This is a genomic window from Streptomyces cinnamoneus, assembly GCF_002939475.1.
Lineage (GTDB): Bacteria > Actinomycetota > Actinomycetes > Streptomycetales > Streptomycetaceae > Streptomyces > Streptomyces cinnamoneus_A.
On the sequence record NZ_PKFQ01000001.1, the window covers coordinates 6173469 to 6191860 of the forward strand.

19 protein-coding genes and 2 pseudogenes are annotated in these 18392 nt (G+C 74.4%); 8 read left to right on the forward strand and 13 right to left on the reverse strand.

The features are described 5' to 3' along the window. Positions 1-46 precede the first annotated feature (46 nt). The 3 genes from CYQ11_RS27075 (at position 47) to CYQ11_RS27085 (ending at position 2415) form a co-directional block, all read left to right on the forward strand. Positions 47-472: a hypothetical protein gene (locus CYQ11_RS27075; protein WP_146104749.1), complete on the forward strand. Its 426-nt coding sequence runs from the start codon at positions 47-49 to the stop codon at positions 470-472. Then, positions 469-1305 carry a hypothetical protein gene (locus CYQ11_RS27080; protein ID WP_104651104.1) on the forward strand — a complete coding sequence of 279 codons (837 nt, stop codon included), beginning with the start codon at positions 469-471 and terminating at the stop codon, positions 1303-1305. Before CYQ11_RS27075 ends, CYQ11_RS27080 begins: the two co-directional genes overlap by 4 nt. Before the next feature lie 75 nt (positions 1306-1380). Next, on the forward strand, positions 1381-2415 hold the full coding sequence (locus CYQ11_RS27085) for a phosphatidylinositol-specific phospholipase C domain-containing protein (RefSeq protein ID WP_099198280.1): 1035 nt from the start codon (positions 1381-1383) through the stop codon (positions 2413-2415). Positions 2416-2421: 6 nt separating this feature from the next. Here the strand turns inward: CYQ11_RS27085 and CYQ11_RS27090 are convergent, their stop codons facing one another. Then, positions 2422-3762, reverse strand: coding sequence for an NsdA family TPR-like regulatory protein (locus CYQ11_RS27090; RefSeq protein WP_181143805.1), 1341 nt, complete (start codon positions 3760-3762; stop codon positions 2422-2424). A gap of 144 nt (positions 3763-3906) precedes the next feature. On the opposite strand from CYQ11_RS27090, the gene CYQ11_RS27095 reads away from it, so the two are divergent. After that, positions 3907-4215, forward strand: coding sequence for a hypothetical protein (locus CYQ11_RS27095; protein ID WP_146104750.1), 309 nt, complete (start codon positions 3907-3909; stop codon positions 4213-4215). A 24-nt stretch (positions 4216-4239) separates the two neighbouring features. Here the strand turns inward: CYQ11_RS27095 and CYQ11_RS27100 are convergent, their stop codons facing one another. The 11 genes and pseudogenes from CYQ11_RS27100 to CYQ11_RS27155 form a co-directional block, all read right to left on the reverse strand. After that, complete coding sequence (locus CYQ11_RS27100; protein ID WP_099198282.1) at positions 4240-4452, reverse strand: dodecin; 213 nt, start codon at positions 4450-4452, stop codon at positions 4240-4242. A 60-nt stretch (positions 4453-4512) separates the two neighbouring features. Beyond that, entirely contained in the window at positions 4513-4791 is a 279-nt protein-coding gene (locus CYQ11_RS27105) for a hypothetical protein (protein ID WP_099198283.1), read from the reverse strand. 72 nt (positions 4792-4863) lie between these two features. Further along, positions 4864-5271, reverse strand: a complete 408-nt coding sequence (locus CYQ11_RS27110) for a universal stress protein (RefSeq protein WP_240003255.1) — start codon at positions 5269-5271, stop codon at positions 4864-4866. Between the two features lie 95 nt (positions 5272-5366). After that, positions 5367-6344, reverse strand: a complete 978-nt coding sequence (egtD, locus tag CYQ11_RS27115) for an L-histidine N(alpha)-methyltransferase (protein ID WP_099198285.1) — start codon at positions 6342-6344, stop codon at positions 5367-5369. Further along, positions 6341-7120: an ergothioneine biosynthesis protein EgtC gene (egtC, locus tag CYQ11_RS27120; RefSeq protein WP_099198286.1), complete on the reverse strand. Its 780-nt coding sequence runs from the start codon at positions 7118-7120 to the stop codon at positions 6341-6343. The genes egtD and egtC overlap by 4 nt, the downstream gene beginning before the upstream one ends. Then, complete coding sequence (egtB, locus tag CYQ11_RS27125) at positions 7120-8448, reverse strand: ergothioneine biosynthesis protein EgtB (RefSeq protein ID WP_099198287.1); 1329 nt, start codon at positions 8446-8448, stop codon at positions 7120-7122. The genes egtC and egtB overlap by 1 nt, the downstream gene beginning before the upstream one ends. Beyond that, positions 8445-9713, reverse strand: a complete 1269-nt coding sequence (gene egtA, locus CYQ11_RS27130; protein ID WP_099198288.1) for an ergothioneine biosynthesis glutamate--cysteine ligase EgtA — start codon at positions 9711-9713, stop codon at positions 8445-8447. The genes egtB and egtA overlap by 4 nt, the downstream gene beginning before the upstream one ends. Before the next feature lie 238 nt (positions 9714-9951). Then, on the reverse strand, positions 9952-10707 hold the full coding sequence (locus CYQ11_RS27135) for a bestrophin-like domain (RefSeq protein WP_099198289.1): 756 nt from the start codon (positions 10705-10707) through the stop codon (positions 9952-9954). Positions 10708-10736: 29 nt separating this feature from the next. After that, positions 10737-11438, reverse strand: coding sequence for a hypothetical protein (locus tag CYQ11_RS27140; protein WP_181143806.1), 702 nt, complete (start codon positions 11436-11438; stop codon positions 10737-10739). A 152-nt stretch (positions 11439-11590) separates the two neighbouring features. Continuing rightward, a pseudogene (locus CYQ11_RS27150) lies at positions 11591-12354 on the reverse strand (crotonase/enoyl-CoA hydratase family protein). Further along, the gene (locus CYQ11_RS27155; protein ID WP_099198292.1) at positions 12351-13997 is read right to left on the reverse strand and encodes an acyl-CoA dehydrogenase family protein; all 1647 of its coding nucleotides are present in this window, start codon (positions 13995-13997) and stop codon (positions 12351-12353) included. Before CYQ11_RS27155 ends, CYQ11_RS27150 begins: the two are co-directional and overlap by 4 nt. A gap of 91 nt (positions 13998-14088) precedes the next feature. Between CYQ11_RS27155 and CYQ11_RS27160 the strand changes: the two genes are divergently transcribed. From CYQ11_RS27160 to CYQ11_RS27175, 4 genes are all read left to right on the forward strand, one after another. Further along, positions 14089-14841 carry a PaaX family transcriptional regulator C-terminal domain-containing protein gene (locus CYQ11_RS27160; protein ID WP_099198293.1) on the forward strand — a complete coding sequence of 251 codons (753 nt, stop codon included), beginning with the start codon at positions 14089-14091 and terminating at the stop codon, positions 14839-14841. 116 nt (positions 14842-14957) lie between these two features. After that, positions 14958-15656, forward strand: coding sequence for a response regulator (locus tag CYQ11_RS27165; protein WP_099198294.1), 699 nt, complete (start codon positions 14958-14960; stop codon positions 15654-15656). 15 nt (positions 15657-15671) lie between these two features. Next, a complete protein-coding gene (locus tag CYQ11_RS27170; RefSeq protein ID WP_099198295.1) occupies positions 15672-17186 on the forward strand; it encodes an ATP-binding protein in 1515 nt (504 codons plus the stop codon). Next, a complete protein-coding gene (locus CYQ11_RS27175) occupies positions 17183-17764 on the forward strand; it encodes a hypothetical protein (protein WP_099198296.1) in 582 nt (193 codons plus the stop codon). Before CYQ11_RS27170 ends, CYQ11_RS27175 begins: the two co-directional genes overlap by 4 nt. A gap of 150 nt (positions 17765-17914) precedes the next feature. On the opposite strand, the pseudogene CYQ11_RS27180 reads toward CYQ11_RS27175, so the two are convergent. Further along, positions 17915-18295, reverse strand: a pseudogene (locus CYQ11_RS27180) (cation transporter); the annotation flags it as partial. Positions 18296-18392: the final 97 nt, after the last annotated feature.

An 18392-nucleotide genomic window follows, 5' to 3' on the forward strand; every position in this document is an offset into this window, starting at 1 on the left:
TCCCGCGATTTTGCGCCGGAGTGCCGTCATGATGCACGGGGGCTCCATGGACACGCCATTACTGCTCTTGCTGGGTGCGGCGGGCGGCTCGCTCCGCGGCCTGGTCGACCTGCACCACCAGGTCATGGCCTGGCAGGAGGCCCGCCGTCAGTACCGGCAGGCCCCGGCCGGAGAGCAGGGCGAGCCGCCCCGCCTGCGGGATTTCTACGACCTGATCCCGGCCTGCGCGGCCCTGGTGGTCCACATGGGACTCGGCGCGGGGGCGGCGGCCCTGGCCGGCCTGTCCGAGCAGATCAACGGCGTCTACGCGGCGATCGCCGTGGGGATGTCGGCCCCCACGATCCTGACCCACCTCGGGCAGGCCCGCACCATCAGCGACGCGGTGCTGGGCACCGGCCCGGAGGGCCCGGCCGCGCCGCGGCCCGGCAGTCCGGGCGGCCCGGAGGGCGCGGCGGGAGGGACGGCGCGATGAGCGGATCCCCTCTCGCCCGGCGCACGGTGGCGGCGCTGCTGGGGCTGCGCACGCCCCCCGTCCGAGTCCGCCACCTGTCGCCCGTCCGCCGGACGTGGGCGGCGGTGTTGGGGCTGCGGGTGGAGACGGAGGCCGGCCGAAGGGCCGCACCGGCCGCCTCACGCCGGCCCGCCCGTGGCCGGCACCCGTCTCACCGGGAGGGCGGGGTGGTGGTCGTGGGTGCGTTCACCTCAAGGACGAGGAGGGGCTGGGGCGTCGTCTCCGCCGTGCTGGGCGTCCTGGTGACCTCGGTGGTGGTCGGACTGGGAATCGTGATGGAAACCGGCGGGGAACGCCGCCAGGCGCCCGCCCCCTCCGCGCCGACCGGGGCCCCCTTCCCCCCTACGGCCGTCGCGTCCCCCGCGTCCCCTCCGCGCGCCGGCGTCCGCTGGAGCGGCTGGGTCTTCCTGCCGCCCAGTGCCGCTTCGGAGGCCGAAGCGTCGGGCATCGACCTGGATCGCGAGCCGCCCGAGCCGAGGGGGGCTTCCCAGGGCGACGACCTCTGGGCGGCCGATTCCGCTTCCGAGCGCGTCGTCTTCGACGCGGGCGGATTCGCCGAGGGCGTGAACGTGCCCGTCAGGGACCTGACGCCGTCCATGTGCCGCGCGGTCATGCTGACGGGGAGGAGGGAGGCCCCGAAGGCCGTCATCGTCGAGCCGGGCTCCGTCGCCTGTTTCGTCACCACGGAGGGACGCGTGGCCGCGTTCGAGGTAGCCCGGTCGGAGGGGGGGCGCGGCCTCAGCCTCTCGGTCGTCGTGTGGTCCGAATCCCCGTCGACGGACAGTAACTCCTGACCACCTCAAGGCCGCTCGTGTCCCTCCCGTACCCTGCTGATCATTCACATCAGCGGATGGAGAGTGGTGGGGGACATGCGTACCGCGATACGTACGGGGATGACCGCAGTTGCCGCGATCGCGGCAGTGGCCGTGCCGGCGGCTCCGGCGGGGGCGGAGGGCTCGCCGTCCTACGGCGCCACGACGGGGGTCGGCGTCCACAACGCCTACGACACGGCCAAGTACCCCTACTTCGCCGACGCCCTCGACTCCGGGGCGGGCCTTCTCGAAATCGACGTCTGGACCAACGGCTTCGGCGGCGGCTCCTTCCGGGTCTCCCACTCCAAGCCGCTGAGCAACGACAACAACTGCGTGAACGCCGGCTCGCCGGCCGCCCTGCGCACCGGCGCCCGCAACCAGCCGCTGTCCGGCTGCCTCGCCGACATCCGTGCCTGGCACGACGCCAACCCCGGCCACCGGCCGATCCTGCTCAAGGTCGAGATGAAGGACGGCTTCAACGCCAACAGCGGCCGCGGCCCCGCCGAGCTCGACGCCCTCCTGTCCGCCGAGCTCGGCGACGCGCTGTACCGCCCCGGCGACCTGATGGGCAAGCACGCCTCGCTGGACGAGGCCGTGCAGGCCGACGGCTGGCCCAGCCGGTCGGCGCTGGCGGGCAAGTTCATCGTGGAGCTGATCCCCGGTGTCGTGGAGGAGGGCAACCCGCTCGACCGCCTGTGGACCGACCGCGAGTACGCCACCCACCTCCGCGACCTCGCCGCCGCCGGCCGCATCGGCCAGGCCGCCGCCTTCCCGGCCGTGCACAACGCCGCCGCCGGCGACCCGCGCACGCGGTACGCGGACGCGACGATCCGTCCGTGGTTCGTCGTCTTCGACGGCGACGCCACGGCGTACACGGCGGGCGGCATCGACACCGCCTGGTACGACAGGCGCCACTACCTCGTCGTCATGACGGACGCGCACAAGGTGGCGCCCGCCATCGACATCACCCGTCCGACCGAGGCGCAGGCACGTGAGCGCGTCTCGCTCATGGCCCGCTCCCACGCGAGCTTCGCCACCGCCGACTGGTACCCCCTGCCGCAGGTCCTGTCGACGGTGGTGCCGCGCGGCTGACGCCCGTCAGGCCGACAACGTCGCGGGTGCGACGGCTCGGGCACGCTCGTGGAGCTGTCGGGCGGCGGCGTTTCCCAGGTGAGGGCGGATGCGGGAGAACATCTCCCGCATCCGCTCGTCGCACTGTGCCGACTGGACATGCGGATAGATGTCGATTGCCTTGCCCCAGGTGTCGCACGCGGCTTCGAGGTGACCGATCTGGCACTGCCGCTCCGCGAGCATCGACAGGTAACGCACACGGCTCCGCCAGTGCAGGTGATAGCGCAGCTTGTCGGACTCCTCCAGGGCCTCGATCGAGCCGCGCAGGTCGCCGAGTTCGTAACGGACCTGACCGGCGTGGTACGAGAGTGACGAGGGGTTGTACGAAGCGAAGGTGGTCGCCCGGGACTCGGCCTTCTCCATCGCGACCTCCGCCTCCTTGAGGTACATCAAGGCCGCCGTGCGATCGCCGACCTGCGCTGCTGAATGCGCCTGTTGCCCCGCGAGGAACGCCCGCATGCGAGGCCCCGCTTGTGGGGACGCCGACGCAGCCGCGTCGGCCAGTCGCACGGCCTCCGGCCCATGGCCCAGGTCGACGGCCTGCACGCTCATGCCCCGCAGCGTCGTGCAGTACGTGAGGTGGTCCTCGGATGCTCCGGCGAGCTGCAGGGCTTTGAGGTAATAGCGCTGGGCCAGGCCGTGGAGGCCTTCGTCCACCGCCATGTACCCCGTGAGGTAACACAGGTCCGAAGCAGCCAACATCATCGCCTTGCGCACCGCCTCCGGAGCGTCCGCGCGCAGATACGGCGTCACCGTGTTCACCAGGAACGCGGCCGCCATCGGTCGTGCGTGCCGGCCGCCGAACTGGTCGTCGAGTTCGGAGACGCGTTCGGTCATCGCGATGACCATGTCGACTTCGGGCATGCCGATGCGCCCGGCCTGACCCTTCTGCACGGCTTCCATCCGGCCGACCACGTCCGGCCAGTCCGGGACCGTCAGCGCCACGGAGAACAGGCTGTACCCCAGCACGCTCCGCCGCGACGGGTCCATGTCCTTTCGCCCGAGGTCGACGAGCCCCTCGACCGTGCCAGGCCCCGGGCCGGTGCCGCCGCCCGGCGGGGGGAAGCCGGCCTCCGCGTGGGTGACCGGGCGGCGCAGCCTGCGGGCGAGCGCCTCCAGGATGAGCGGCCGTACGTGCTCCTTCGGCAGGTGGCCCCCGAGCCACTGGTGCACCGACGGCTCGCGGTACCTCAGCGGCGTCCCGCGCTCGGTGCCCATGCGGTTGACCTCGCGGGCGAACTGGCTCAGCGTCCACGTGCTCTCGCGGAACAGCCGCTCCAGGCCCCTGTTCGGATCCCGTTTCCCCACCGCCATCAACTCCTCGCCCCAGGGCGGCGTTTAAAGCTCTTAAACCTCGCCGCCGTCGCCCACAGTACCGCCGGGCACCGACAAACGGTTGCCCAGAGCGAAGAGAAGATCACCGTGTGCGACCCTGAGGGGGAGATTGGTGTGATGACGTACCGGGTCGGGGCGTTCGTCGTGGACCGCCGCATCGACAAGGTCGGTCAAGTGATGGGCCGTGAGGGGCCGTACGTGCAGCTCCGCCCCGTCGGCGGAGGGCGGGAGTGGGACTGTCCGCCGGCCGCGCTCAGGCTGGCCAGGGCGGCCGAACTGCTCGGCACGGCAGGGGAGGGGGCGCGACGGTGTGCCGCGTGCGAGGCGATCAGAGCGGAACGGCGCGCGGCTGAGGAGAAGGGGGACGCCGACCGCATGACGGCCACCGCCACCCGCATGGGCGTACACCTGCGCGAGGCGCACTGAAGCACCCCGGGGCGTCCGCCCCCGTCAGGCGTCCTCCAGGCGGAAGCCCACCTTCATTCCCACCTGGTAGTGCGCGATGGAGCCGTTCTCGAGATGGCCGCGGATCTGGGTCACCTCGAACCAGTCGAGCTCCCGCAGGGTCTGCGCGGCGCGGCTGATCCCGTTGCGGATCGCCGCGTCCACGCCCTCGTCCGAGGAGCCGACGATCTCGGTCACCCGGTAGGTGTGGTTGGACATGGATCCACCGTGCCTCACCCACCCGCCCCCCGCCAGACGAGCGCGTCCGGCCGGGCCGCGTCAGCGCTCCGGGTCCGGGGCCGGGAAGTCGGGGACGGGCGGGGCGGGGGCCGGCGCGCTCGGCGGGTCCGGCATCCGTGCCAGGTCCTGCTCGGCCACGCGGACCACGGCCGGGCCCGCCGCGTACACCGCGATCAGCTTGCCCGACCCGTCCACGACCGGGATGGACTTGGGGATGACGGTCCCGCTCCCGCCCAGCCTCAGCACCAGCACGCCGTGCTCGTCGTGCTCCAGGGAGAGGGCCCCGTCCGGCCGCGCGTCGTCCTCCTGATCAGCCATGTTCCGGAGGCTACCCACCCGGCCGGCGCCCGAGCGTCACCCGTTCGGGTGGTGCCGGGGGCCAGGGCGCCCCTAGGGCACCACGGTCACCGGCCACCGCCCCGCCTTCACCAGCCGCACCGCCACGGAACCGATGATGCGGTGCCCCGCCTGCTCGGACGCGCCGACGACGACCGCGTCCGCCTTCAGTTCGTCCGCGGCCCGCACCAGGCCCGTGTACGGGTCGCCCCGGAAGGTGTGGAACTCCCACCGGACCTCGTGGACGCCGCGCAGCCGCTCGGTCGTCGCGCGGATCTCGGCCAGCAGCTCCTCGGCCACCTCCTCGGTCATGTCCGCCACGGGGGCGCCCAGCGCCGCGCCGCCGGCGAGGACCGGCTGGACGTAGACGAGCGCGAGCAGCGCGTTCTGGCGGCGGGCCAGCCCGGCGGCGTACGCGGCGGCGCGCCACGACGTGTCGGAGCCGTCGACGCCGGCGACGATGACTCTGGGGCCGTCCGTGCCGCGTTCGAAGCCGGCCGGGAGGCTGTGGCCGTCGTCCCGTTTCCCCTGGTGCGCGTCGTGCGCGCTGTCCTCGTTCACACCGGGAGGCTAACCGGGACGGACAGGGACAAGGCGAAGCGGCCTGCCTCGTCCGTCCACCAGTGGGTCAGCTCCAGCCCGGCCTCGGCCAGTTCCCGTCGCACGCCCTCCTGCCGGAACTTCGCGGACACCTCGGTGCGCAGCTCCTCGCCGGCCTCGAAGTGGACCGCCAGGTCCAGCGTGGGGATCTTCACCACGGCGGGCGCACGGGCCCGCAGCCGCATCTCGATCCACTCGCGGCGGGCGTCCCACAGGGCCACGTGGTCGAAGCCGTCGGGCTCGAAGTCGGCACCCAGTTCCCGGTTGATGACGGTGAGGACGTTCTTGTTGAACGCGGCCGTCACCCCCTGGGCGTCGTCGTAGGCCGGGAGGAGCACGCTCTGGTCCTTCACCAGGTCGGTGCCGAGCAACAGCGCGTCCCCGGGCGCGAGGCCGGCCCGGATGCCGGCCAGGAAGGTCGCCCGCTCCGGCGGCAGCAGATTGCCGATCGTGCCGCCGAGGAAGGCGATCAGCCGGGGACCCGGCAGGCCCTCCGGCAGGGCGAGGCCGTACTGGAAGTCGGCGACCAGCGCGTGGACCGTCAGCGCCGGGTGCTCGGCCAGCAGCGTCTCGGCGGCGCCCGCCAGGGCGCTCTCGCTCACGTCCACCGGGACGTAGAACTCCAGCGCCTCCAGGGCCCGGATCAGGTGCCGGGTCTTGTCCGAGGAGCCCGAGCCCAGCTCGACGAGCGTACGGGCACCGGTCGCCCCGGCGATGGCCCCGGCCCGGGCGAGCAGGATCTCCCGCTCGGAACGGGTCGGGTAGTACTCGGGCAGCAGGGTGATCTCGTCGAACAGCTCGCTGCCGCGGGCGTCGTAGAACCACTTGGGAGGGAGTTCCTTGGGGGAGCGGGTCAGCCCCTCGGCGACGTCGGCGCGCAGTGCGGCGGCGGTCGCGTCGGGCGGCAGGGTGCGGGTCAGGACGAACGGGCTCACTGAACGGGCTCCTTGAGCGGGACTCGCGGGACTCGCGAGGAGAGCGGGCAGAGCGTGACGCCGGTGCGGTCGGCGGTCAGGAGGGTGCGGTCGGGGACCTCGGTCCAGCGGGGGTCGTCGTCGTACGGCTCGGAGGCGACGACCGTGCGTCCGTCGCCGGCGAGGTACCAGAGGGAGTCCCCCCACGTCGTGGCGGCGATCGACGCCCCGTCCGTGAGCAGCAGGTTGAGCCGGGAGCCCGGCGCGGCCCGGGCGAGGGTCGCCACGGCCCCCGCCAGCGCCTGCCCGGGTCTCTCCCCGCGCAGCAGCCGGTGCTCCACCAGCGCCCAGACGAACGCCGAGTCGCACCGCGCCGCCAGCCGCAGCGACGCCACCGGCGGCAGCAGCGACACCAGCGGGGCCGCGCAGTCCGGCCAGCCGGGCAGCGCCCCGTTGTGGCTGAAGAGCCAGGGCCCCCCGGCGAACGGAGCCGCCGCGGCCTCCGCGTCGGGGCCCGCGAGGGTCGCGTCCCGGACCGCCGCGAGCAGGGCCCGGCTGCGCACCACCCGGCAGAGGTCGGCGAACGACTCGTCCGCCCAGACCGGGCCGGCCCGCCGGTACCGCGCGGGCAGCGGATCGCCCGGCGCGTACCAGCCGACGCCGAAGCCGTCCGCGTTGACCGTGCCGTGACACTGCCGTCGCGGCGCCCAGGACTGGCGGACGAGCGCGTACGGAGGATCCATGAGGTGTCGGCCGAGCGGGGCCTTGGGGCCCAGCACGGCGATGTGGCGGCACATCAGACGGGTTCCGCGTCGCGCGCCGTGCGGAAGCCGGAGAAGATCTGCCGGCGCACCGGCAGGTCCCAGTTGCGGAAGGTGCCCCGGCAGGCCACCGGGTCCACCGCGAACGAGCCGCCGCGCAGCACCTTGTACCGGTCGCCGAAGAAGACCTCGGAGTACTCGCGGTAGGGGAAGGCCCGGAAGCCCGGGTAGGGCAGGAAGTCGCTGGCCGTCCACTCCCACACGTCCCCGATCAGCTGCCGGACGCCCAGCGGCGAGGCCCCCGCGGCGTAGGCGCCGACCGGGGCCGGGCGCAGGTGCCGCTGGCCGAGGTTGGCGTGCTCCGGCGAGGGGTCCTCGTCGCCCCACGGGTGGCGCCGGGAACGCCCGGACGCCGGGTCGTGGCGCGCGGCCTTCTCCCACTCGGCCTCCGTGGGCAGCCGCCGGCCCGCCCACGCCGCGTACGCCGCGGCCTCGTACCAGCTGACGTGCAGCACCGGTTCGGCCGGCGGCACCTCCTCGACGACCCCGAACCGCCGCCGCAGCCAGCCGCCGCCCTCGCGCCGCCAGAACAGCGGCGCGGTGATGCCGTGGCGGCGCACCTGCTCCCAGCCCTCCTGGTGCCACCAGCGCGGGTCGTCGTAGCCTCCGTCCTCGATGAACCGCGCGTAGGCGTCGTTGCTGACCGGCAGGGTGTCGATGAAGAAGGGGGCCACCTCGCGGCGGTGCGCGGGGCGTTCGTTGTCCAGGGCCCACGGTTCGGTGGAGGTGCCCATCGTGAACGGGCCGCCCTCGACGAGGACCTCCCGCGGGAGCAGCGCCGCGTCCACGGCGGCCGGCGGAGGCTGCGGCGCGGTGAGCGCCGCCGGCCCGGCCCGTAGCTGGTGGGTGATCAGCATCGTCTCGTCGTGCTGCTGCTCGTGCTGCGCGATCATGCCGAAGGCGAAGCTGGACTCGACCAGCGGGCCGCCTCCCTCCACCGGGGTGGCGTCGAGCACGTCCAGCACCCGGCCGCGGACGTCCGCGACGTAGCCGTGGGCCTGTGCCGGGGACAGCAGGGGCAGCGACGGCCGCTCGGCGCGGGGGTGCTCGAAGGCGTCGTACACGGAGTCGATGCCGGGAAGCAGCGCCTCCTGGCCGGCCACCGCGCGGAGCAGCCACAGCTCTTCCTGGTTGCCGATGTGCGCCAGGTCCCACACCAGGGGGGACATCAACGGCGAGTGCTGCGCGACCAGTTCCCTGTCGTCGACGCAGCCGGTCAGGGCGCGGGTGCGGTCGCGTGCCGCGAGCAGTGCGCTCGCGGCACGCGACCGCAATGTGCCGGGGTCCACCCGGGACGCGGTCATGGGCGGGCCCCCTCGCCGGTGCCGCCGGCGACGCGGTCGAGCAGGTCGTCGGCGGGACATCGGCCGCGGTTCACGTACCGGTCGATGAACGCGTCGACGGCCTCCGTCACCCGGGGCGAGGCCCCGAGCCTTGGCAGCGCCTCCCGGGCGGCCGCGAAGCACACCACCGCCGCCGCGTGCAGCTCCGGGTCGGACAGCCCGCGGCGGGCCGCCCTGCGCCACAGCGCGTTGCGTGGCGGGCGCTGCGGGCCCGGGGCGTCGCCCAGCCCCTTGAGCGTCAGGTAGGCCGTCTCCGCCGCCGAGGGGTCGTCGAACAGCGCCACCGTGACGGCCAGCGGCACGATCCAGCCGTCCTCCCCGGGCTGCGCGTCGATCATGCGCAGCTCCAGGTGCCCGCGCGGCCTTATGGGCGGGAACAACGTGGTCAGGTGATAGGCCACGTCGTCCGCGGTCACCGGCCGCGGCAGGCCGCTACGGGCCCACTGGCGCAGGGCCAGCCCGCGCTGCACCGCCCACGGCTCGCCGTCGGACCGTACGAACATCACGTTCGCGTTCAGCGCGTAGGCCGCCCACGCCGCACGGGGATCGTGACTCTCCGGCGGGGCCAGACTGCGCCCCGGGTCCATGCGCGCGTAGCAGGCCTGCCGGCTGGAGCGCCAGCCGCACGGCCGCCCGAGGAGCAGCGGCGAGTTGGCGAACGCGGCGGACAGCACCGCGCCCAGCAGGTGCGCCATCCGCCAGCGCCGCCCGTAGCCCATGGGCCCCGGCTCCTCCGTGCCGGCGTCCACGCACACCTGCACGGACGCCGTGCGGCACATGACGTTGCGGCCGGCGCCGTTGATGCTGTCGTAGTAGACCTCCATCGCGTTGTACCGAGGATTGCTCTGCACCCGAGGGGGTTCGTACCACGGCGCCTTGCCGCACCCCTCCAGGGCGAGCCCCAGGCCGCGCAGCTCGGCGCGGGCGAGGGCGAGATCCGCGGACAGCTCCTCCACACAGGCGGTGAGGGATTCCGCGGGTCGTGAACTGAGTTCCAGCTGGCCGCCGGGTTCCACGGTGAAAACCGAACGCAGCGGCAGGGCGCCGACCCGTTCGGCAGCGGCGGCGAGCCGGTGCGGGGCGACAGGGCGGGTGGGTTCCCGCAGGTCGTGCACGAGCCATTCCAGCTCGGCACCGATGAGGCGGGGCGGCCCGGTCTTGAAGCAGATGCCGCGCACGTACGCGTCGGCTTCCGATTCGCCGACCGGCCTGGTGAGGCCGTCCATGTCAGCAAAGCAGTCGGTCACGCTCGGTACCTCCCGTCCGTACCTCCGTACCCCCAAACCGCCACCGACAGTCGGACCGGTGGGGTCCGGGGCCGTGATCCGGTCATTCCGGGGCCCGGACTCCTGGCCACGCCGACATTGTGGCGAGCGCTCGGCGAGCCCGCCAGGGGAGACCCGGGAGGGTGACGTGGGACGGGAGGCCCGGGGCGGGGCGTGCGCCGCGGGCCGGGAGCGGCCTTCAGACGGTGAACAGGGCCGTGAACGGTCCCGTGGTGTCGGCCACCTCATGGCCGAAGGGGGAGTTGAAGTCCCAGATGAGGAAGAGGAGGAAGGCGATCAGCGCGCTGTAGAGGCCGGCCAGCATCAGCTCGCGGGGCGAGCGGCGGATCTGGAGCGTGAAGATCAGCCCGACCGCCACCAGCGCGCCCACGATCAGCCCGAACCACACCACGCCCGGCATGGTGTCGCTCGCGTTCGCCGCCCGGGTGTTGCGTGCCGTGTCGGCCGCGCCGACCTGGTCCAGAACGGGCTGGTAGGACTGGCTCTCGTGGTCGTCGCGCGGCTCGTACGCCGTCACGTCGGTGCGCACCTTGTCCAGCAGCCGGGCGCCCTGGTCGGTGACGTCGCCCTGCTTGAGCATGACGGGCCATTCCTTCTTGACCACGTGCTTCACATAGGCGTCGATGTCCGCCCGGACGCGGTCCCGGGTCTCCGGGGCGTAGACCTGGACCCGCTCGGACACCTCGTGCAGGGCCTGCGCCTCCGCCCGGACGGTGTCCTGCGCGGCGTTGCGCCCCTCCCAGACGCCGGCGATGGCGAGTCCCAGCACGATGGCGTAAACCACTCCGACCATCATCGTCATGTACTCGATGACGTCGGGGGTCTGGCTCGGGTCGTCGTGCTCGCCGAGCCGGCGTTCCCTGAGGACCGTGATGGTCAGGACGACGGCGCACGCGGCGGCCATCGCGATGGCCAGAACCAGCCACTCGGACAAGGCAAACCTCCAGAGGACGACAAGCGGGGTCAGCGGTTCCGGCCGCCACCGCCCGAGCGCGGGCGCAGCAGCGCGGCGGCGAGCACGGCGGGGGCGGTGAGCAGGAGGGTGAGGGTGACCAGGGAGGCACCGCCCTTGGGCGGCGGCGCGACGCTCGGGTGGTACGTGCGGGCCGTGACGTGCCGGACGGGAGCGGCGTGCGGCCGGGGCGGGGGAGGCGGCGCGGGGGCCGGAGGCGGGGCCGGGGCGCTCGGCGGCGGCGCCTGGGGGGCGCTGCGCGGTACGGGCGGGGGAGCGGGAGTGGGCGCGGGCGGTGCCGCGGGCGCGGGCTCCGGCCGGGGTGGTGGGGGCGTGGGCCGCGGGGCCGGCGGCGGCGGGGCGGCGGGGGCCGCCGGCGGGCAGAACCTGACCGTGGTCACGAGGCGCGCGGTCTGCGTGGAGGCGATCAGACACCCGGGCCGGTGGTGGAGGAACGCGGTGCTCGGGGACGGCCCGTCGCCCGGGGCGCGGTCCGCCAGGTCCTCCCAGGGCTGCGCCGTGGTGTGCGTGCGGGCCTCGAAGGTGTCGCCCCTGCGGGTCAGCACGGCGGTGTCGGCGCCGCCGCCCGCCCGGAGGACCTCCGCCGGGGCCGACGCGGGCGCGGCGGGCGCCGGGCCGGCGGCGGGCTGCTCACCGGGCGCCGCGCCCGTCGCCAGGGCGGCCGCGAAGACCAGCGCCCCCGTACGCCCCACGAGCCCCGGGCGCCCTGCCGTCCCCGCACGTCCTGGCCGTCGCCATCCACTCACGACGAAGATCCTGAGGGGCTCGCCCGGCGGCTCGCCCGGTCCTTCGGCCGGATTCCTCCGATGGGGTGAATTCAGGACATGGTCGATGGCATGTGCCGTCAGATCTGCGTGAAGTCCCCGTGCCGTCCGGCCCCCGCCGTGAACCGGGCCGCGCCCGCGCGCACCTGCTCCAACGACCGCATGCCGTAGGCGAGTTCACCCGCGAGGGCCCGCTCCTCCGGCATCCCCTCCTGGTCGAGCACCGAGGCCCGGTCGCCCCGCAGGCAGTCCTGGGGGAAGCGGGCGATCTCCGTCGCCAGCTCCTCGGCCGCGGCGCGCGAACGGCCCGTCGGCACCAGCCGGTTGACCAGCCCCATCGCATGCGCCTCCGGGGCCGGCACGGACGGCCGGTCAGGACGAGGTCCAGGGCGCGGCTCGTGCCGATGAGCCGGGGCAGCCGCACGGTCCCGCCGTCGATCAGCGGCACGCCCCAGCGGCGGCAGAAGACGCCGAGGACGGCGTCCTCCTCCGCCACCCGCAGATCGCACCACAGGGCCAACTCCAGGCCGCCGGCGACCGCGTGGCCGCTCACCGCCGCGATCACCGGCTTCGACAGGCGCATGCGGGTGGGTCCCATCGGGCCGTCTCCCGCCGGCGCGACGCGGTTGCCGTGCCCGGCGGCGATCGCCTTGAGGTCCGCCCCCGCGCTGAACGTGCCGCCCTCGCCCCACAGCACCGCCACCCGGGCCGAGCCGTCCGCCTCGAACGCCCGGAAGGCCGCCGCGAGCGCGGCCGCGGTGGGCCCGTCGACGGCGTTGCGCACCTCGGGACGGGAGAGGACGACGGTGGTCACCGGGCCCAGGCGCTCGGTGCGCACGGTCACGGCGCGTCCTTCAGGAGCACCCGGTCCAGCACCGGCCCCAGGTCCGCGCCCGCGGGAAGGGTGCCGAAGGCGTTCCCCCAGTCGCCGCCGAGCCGGCTGGCGCAGAACGCGTCCGCGACGGCCGGGGCGCTGTGGCGGACGAGGAGGCTCGCCTGGAGGACGAGCGTGAGCTGCTCGGCGAGCCGGCGGGCCAGCAGCTGGGCGCGGTGGGGATCGGACAGCTCACCGAGCAGCCCGCGCAGCCGCGTGAGGGCCGCGTCGAGCCGCGGATCCGCTCCGGCGGCCCGCTCCACCTCGGTGAAGTAGGCCTCCAGGGAGTCGGGTTCGCGGCCGAGGACGCGCAGCACGTCCAGCGCGGCCACGTTGCCGGAGCCCTCCCAGATGGACAGCAGCGGGGCCTCCCGGTAGAGCCTGGGCATGCCGGACTCCTCCACGTAGCCGTTGCCGCCGAGGCACTCCAGGGCCTCGGCGGCGTGGGTGCTGCCGCGCTTGCAGACCCAGTACTTGCCGGCGGCCAGCCCCAGCCGCCGCAGGGCCCCCTCGCCCGCGTCGCCCGCCTCCGAGCGGTCCAGGGCCGCGGCGAGCCGCATCGCCAGCACGGTGGCGGCCTCGGACTCCACGGCCAGGTCCGCGAGGACGTTGCGCATCAGCGGCTGGCCGATCAGCTCGGCGCCGAACGCCCTCCGGTGCGAGGCGTGGTGCAGTGCCTGCCGCAGCCCGGCCCGCATGCCGGCCGCGGAGCCGACGACGCAGTCGAGCCGGGTCATGTTGACCATCTCGACGATGGTGCGCACCCCGCGCCCCGGTTCGCCCACCGGCCAGGCCACGGCCTGCTCGTACTCGATCTCCGCCGAGGCGTTGGAGCGGTTGCCGAGCTTGTCCTTCAGCCGCTGCAACCGCATCGCGTTGCGCGTGCCGTCGGGCAGGACGCGGGGCATCAGGAAGCAGGTGAGCCCCTCACCCGTCTGCGCCAGGACGAGGAAGACGTCGCTCATCGGCGCCGACGTGAACCACTTGTGCCCGGTGACCACGTACGAGCCGTCGCCGGCCGGCACGGCGGTGGTGGTGTTGGCCCGCACGTCCGAGCCGCCCTGCTTCTCCGTCATCGACATGCCGGCGATCAGCCCCCGCTTGCCGAGCGGCGGGCGCAGCCCGTAGTCGTACGTCCGGGAGGCGAGCAGCGGCTCGTAGGCGGCGGCCAGGCCGGGCTGGGCGCGCAGGGCCGGTACGGCGGCGTACGTCATGGACACCGGGCAGCCGTGCCCGGGCTCGGCCTGTGCCCAGACGTAGAACTTCGCCGCCCGCACCAGGTGCGCGCCGGGACGGGCCTCGGCCCAGGGGGCGGCGTGCTGGCCGCTCTCGACGGCGGCGGCCATCAGGCGGTGCCAGGACGGGTGGAACTCCACCTCGTCGATCCGGTGGCCGTAGCGGTCGTGGGTGCGCAGCACGGGCGGACTCGCCTCGGCCGTCCGGGCCCACTCCTGCACCTCCGGCGACCCCGCCCGCGCGCCCAGCGCGCGGACCTCCGCCTCGCCCCAGCCGCCGCCGTCCCGGCGCAGGGCCTCCAGGAGGGCGGGGTCGTCGGCGGTGGAGAAGCCGGTCAGGGGCGGGGCCTGGTTGAACACTTCGTGCGTGGCGCTCACGGCGACCTCCGGGCGGCAGCGGGGGGCGGGCTCGGCATTACGTTTTCATGATGCGTGATGCGAGACTGTAATGGATAGGGTTTCGACAGTCATGGACGATTCACTTCCCCTCCGGCCGCTGACGGCGCGCTCGATCGTGCTGTCCACGCTCCTCGGCCATCACCCGCCGGCCCTCCCGGCCCGTGCGCTCGTCCGCGTCGGCGAGCTGTTCCAGACCGCCGAGGGGACGGTGCGCACCGCACTGACCCGCATGGTGGCCGCCGGCGACCTGGAGCAGCGCGACGGCCTGTACCGGCTCACCGACCGGCTGATCGCCCGCCAGGCCCGGCAGGACGACAGCCGGGCCCCGCGCACCCGCCCCTGGCCGGGCGACTGGGAGATCGCCGTGGTCGCCCGCGAACGCCGCGCCGCGGCCGACCGGGCCGCGCTGCGCCAGGCGATGACCGACCTGCGCATGGCCGAACTGCGCGAGGGGTGCTGGATGCGGCCCGCCAACCTCGTGCGGGACGGGCGACCGGAGGTCGTGGCCGAGCAGTGCGCCGTGTTCACCGGCACCCCGGAGGGCGAGCCCGCCGCGCTGGCGGCGGCGCTGTGGGACCTCGACGGCTGGGCGCGGCGCGCCCGCGCCCTGGAGGCGGCCCTCGCGGCCCTGCCCGGCGGCCCGGACCGGCTCGCCGAGCGCTTCATGGTGTCGGCGGCGGTGCTGCGACACCTCCTGGCCGACCCGGTGCTGCCCGCCGAGCTGACGCCGGAGGGATGGCCGGGCGAGGGGCTGCGCTCCCGCTACGACGCCTTCGACCGGGAGTTCCGTGCCCTGCTGCTGCGGCACATCGGACACCCCTAGCGGGCCCCGTCCGACCGGGGACTTCGCAGATTTCGAATATGAGGAGTCGGTGACAATTCCGGCGGCGGACGTGCCGCGGGCGCATTCGGGCAAATGCGCGACCGATACTGGTCCGCATGTCACGCGTGCTTCTGATCGAGGACGACCGCGCCGTCAGGGAAGGGGTCACCCTCACCCTGCGCCGCCGCGGCCACGACGTCGAGGCCGCGCCCACCGGCGAAGCCGGCCTCGCCGCGCTGGAGACCTTCCGGCCCGACCTCGTCCTGCTCGACCTGATGCTGCCCGACAAGAGCGGCTTCGAGGTCTGCCGGCGCATCCGCGCCACCCAGCAGATCCCGATCATCATGCTCACCGCGCGCGGCGACGACATAGACGTCGTGCTCGGCCTGGAGGCCGGGGCCGACGACTACATCGTCAAGCCCGCCCGCGGCGAGGTCCTCGAAGCCCGCATCCGTGCGGTGCTGCGCCGCGCCGCGCCCGTCGACGGCGCCGGCTGCGAGCCGGCCCCGGCCGCCGCCGAGGCCCACGGCGACCTGGTCATCGACCGCGCCGGGCTGCTGGTCTCCAAGAACGGCCAGGACCTGCCGCTGGCCCCCTCCGAGATGAAGCTGCTGCTGTACCTGTCCGCCACCCCGGGCCGCGTCTTCAGCCGCCAGCAGCTCCTGGAACACGTGTGGGAGCACAGCTACCACGGCGACGCCCGGCTGGTCGACGCCTGCGTCATGCGGCTGCGCACGAAGGTCGAGGAGTCCACCCGCTCCCCGAAGTACATCCAGACCGTCCGTGGCTTCGGCTACCGCTTCGGGCCCCTGTAAGCGAGCCGTACCGCCGTGAGACGCCCGGCCCTGCGCCGTCCGAACCTGCGCCGTCCGAACCTGCGGACCCTGGCGCGGGGCCTGCGCGCCCGCCTCGTCGTGGCGTTCCTCCTCGTCGCGGCGCTGAGCGCGCTCGCCACGTCGGCGCTCACCTTCCGCGAGGCGCGCACCGCCATCCTCAAGCGCACCCAGGACACGGCCGTCACCGCCCTGCGCGCCCAGGTCAACTCCCAGGTGCCCGACCTCGGCTTCCCGCCGGACGACAAGAGCCTCGTCAAGCTCACCCAGGACCTCGACCGGGCCGGGCAGGCCCTGCAGTGGACCACCCACGTCCGCTACAAGGACGGACCGCTGCTGCCCGCCGGCTTCCGGGGCCCGGGCGAGAAGGGCAACCCGGGCGGGCGCATCCCCGAGGGGGTGCGCGAGAAGGTCCGCGACGGCATCGCCGCCTTCCAGCGCGTCACTGTCGACGGCAGCCCCTGGCTGGCCATCGGCCTGCCCGTCGCCTTCAGCGGCGACACCTCGCAGATGTCGGGCCTGGAGGTCTACGCCCAGGTGCCGCTGCGCGAGGACGAGGTCAACGTCCACGCCCTGGTCGACGCCGCGCAGAGCGGCGCCCTGCCCGCTGTCGCCCTGGCCGTCGTGCCCGCGCTGATCGCCGCGCGCGGCGTGCTGCGGCCCGTGCGCGAGCTGCGCCGCGCCACCCAGCGGATCACCGAGGGCGAGCTGGACACCCGCCTCAAGGTGACCGGCGGCGACGAGCTGGCCGACCTGTCCCGGACCTTCAACGACATGGCCGCCGCCCTGGAGGAGAACGTCGCCGAGCTGCGCCGCATGGAGGCCAACTCCCGGCGCTTCGCCGCCGACGTCTCCCACGAGCTGCGCACCCCGCTGGCCGCCATGACCGCCGTCGTCGACGTGCTCGACGAGGACGCCGCCGGCCTCGACCCCGACACCGCCCACGCGGTCCGGCTCATCAGCGAGGAGACCGGCAAGCTCGCCCGCATGGTCGAGGACCTCATGGAGATCTCCCGGTTCGACGCCGGTGCCGCCGCGCTCCACCTGGACGAGGTCGACGTGGCGGAGACGGTGCGCAAGACCCTCCAGGCCCGCGGCTGGCAGGACAAGGTGACGGCCCGCCTGCCCGAGGGCGTACGGGCGCGGCTGGACCCGCGCCGCGTCGACGTCGTGGTCGCCAACCTCGTGGGCAACGCCCTGCGGCACGGCGGCGAGCCGGTCGCCGTCTCCGTGCGGGCGGGCCGGGGCGACGCCGGGGACGAACGGCTGCTGATCGAGATCGCCGACCGGGGCGAGGGCATCGACCCCGAGGTGCTGCCGCACGTCTTCGACCGGTTCTTCAAGGCGGACGCCGCCCGGGTCCGCTCCGAGGGCAGCGGCCTCGGCCTCGCCATCACGCTGGAGAACGTCCGCCTGCACGACGGCACCGTCCGGGCCGCCAACGGACCCGAGGGAGGAGCGGTGTTCACCGTGGACCTCCCGCTGCGCCGAGGAGGAGGTGACGAGGGGTGAGGGCACGACGCGCGGCCGGCGCACTGGCCCTGTGCGGGGCGCTGGTGGCGGGCCTGTCGGCCTGCGGCATCGAGCCGACCGAGGTCGTCGAGGTGGGACGGCCCGCCCAGGGGGTCAAACGGCCCGGCGAGCCGGTGAAGGAGGCACGCCTGTACTTCGCCTTCCCCGGCCTGGCCGGCGGGCTGCAACCGGTCTCCCGCCCGGCCCGCGAGGGGGTGAGCGCGGAGGAGGCGGTGCTGCTGCTGTTGCACGGGCCCAACGAGGCCGAGCGGATGCGGGGGCTGTTCTCCGAGGTGCCCAAGAGCGGCGGCCGCATCGAGGTCGGCACCGCGCAGGGCCGGGTCACCATCCAGCTGCCTCTCGACGTCGCCCGCCTGACGGTGACCGCCCGCCGGCAGCTCGTCTGCACGGCCGCCCACAACCGGGTGCCGGGCGGGCTGCCGCCCGAGCGGATCGAGGTGGACCTGGTGGGCGGGGGCAGGAAGGTGACCGGGCAGACCTGCGAGAACAGCTACGTGGTCCCCATGGTCGACCACCTGCCCACGCCGGCGCGCACCCCCGCGCCCGCCCGCACATGACCCGCCGCCGGGTGCCCGAAGGCGCCCGGCGGCGGGTCGTGGTCCGGCGCGCGGGGGTCAGCCGGCGGCCTTGAAGCTCCGCAGCCGCAGGCCGTTGCCGACGACGAAGACCGAGGAGAACGCCATCGCGGCCCCGGCGATCATCGGGTCGAGCAGCCCCGAGGCGGCCAGCGGCAGGGCGGCGACGACGGCGGTGATCAGGCGCTGGCGCAGCGGCGTCAGCTCGTCGCCCGCCCCGGTGGCGCCCTCGTCGGCCCGCTCCCCGCCGGCCGTCCCGCCGGCCCGCGGCGGCGTGGCCGCGTAACCGGTGGCCTCGACGGTCGCGACGAGGTCCGCCACCGTCACGCCGTCGCCGTAGGTGACCTTGGCCTTCTCGGCGGCGTAGTTGACCGCCGCCGCCACCCCGTCCAGGCAGTTGAGCTTCTTCTCCACGCGCGCGGCACACGAGGCGCAGGTCATGCCGCCGATGGCGAGCTCGACCTCGGCCGTGGCCCGGGGCGCGCCGGTGGTACTCGGTGTCGTGGGGGTCAACGCTGCTCCTCGGGAGAGGAGGACCAATCATACCCCTATGGGGTATCGTCGGGTCCTTTTGCGCCCCCCGGGGTGTATCGCGTGTGAGGGAGGGAGG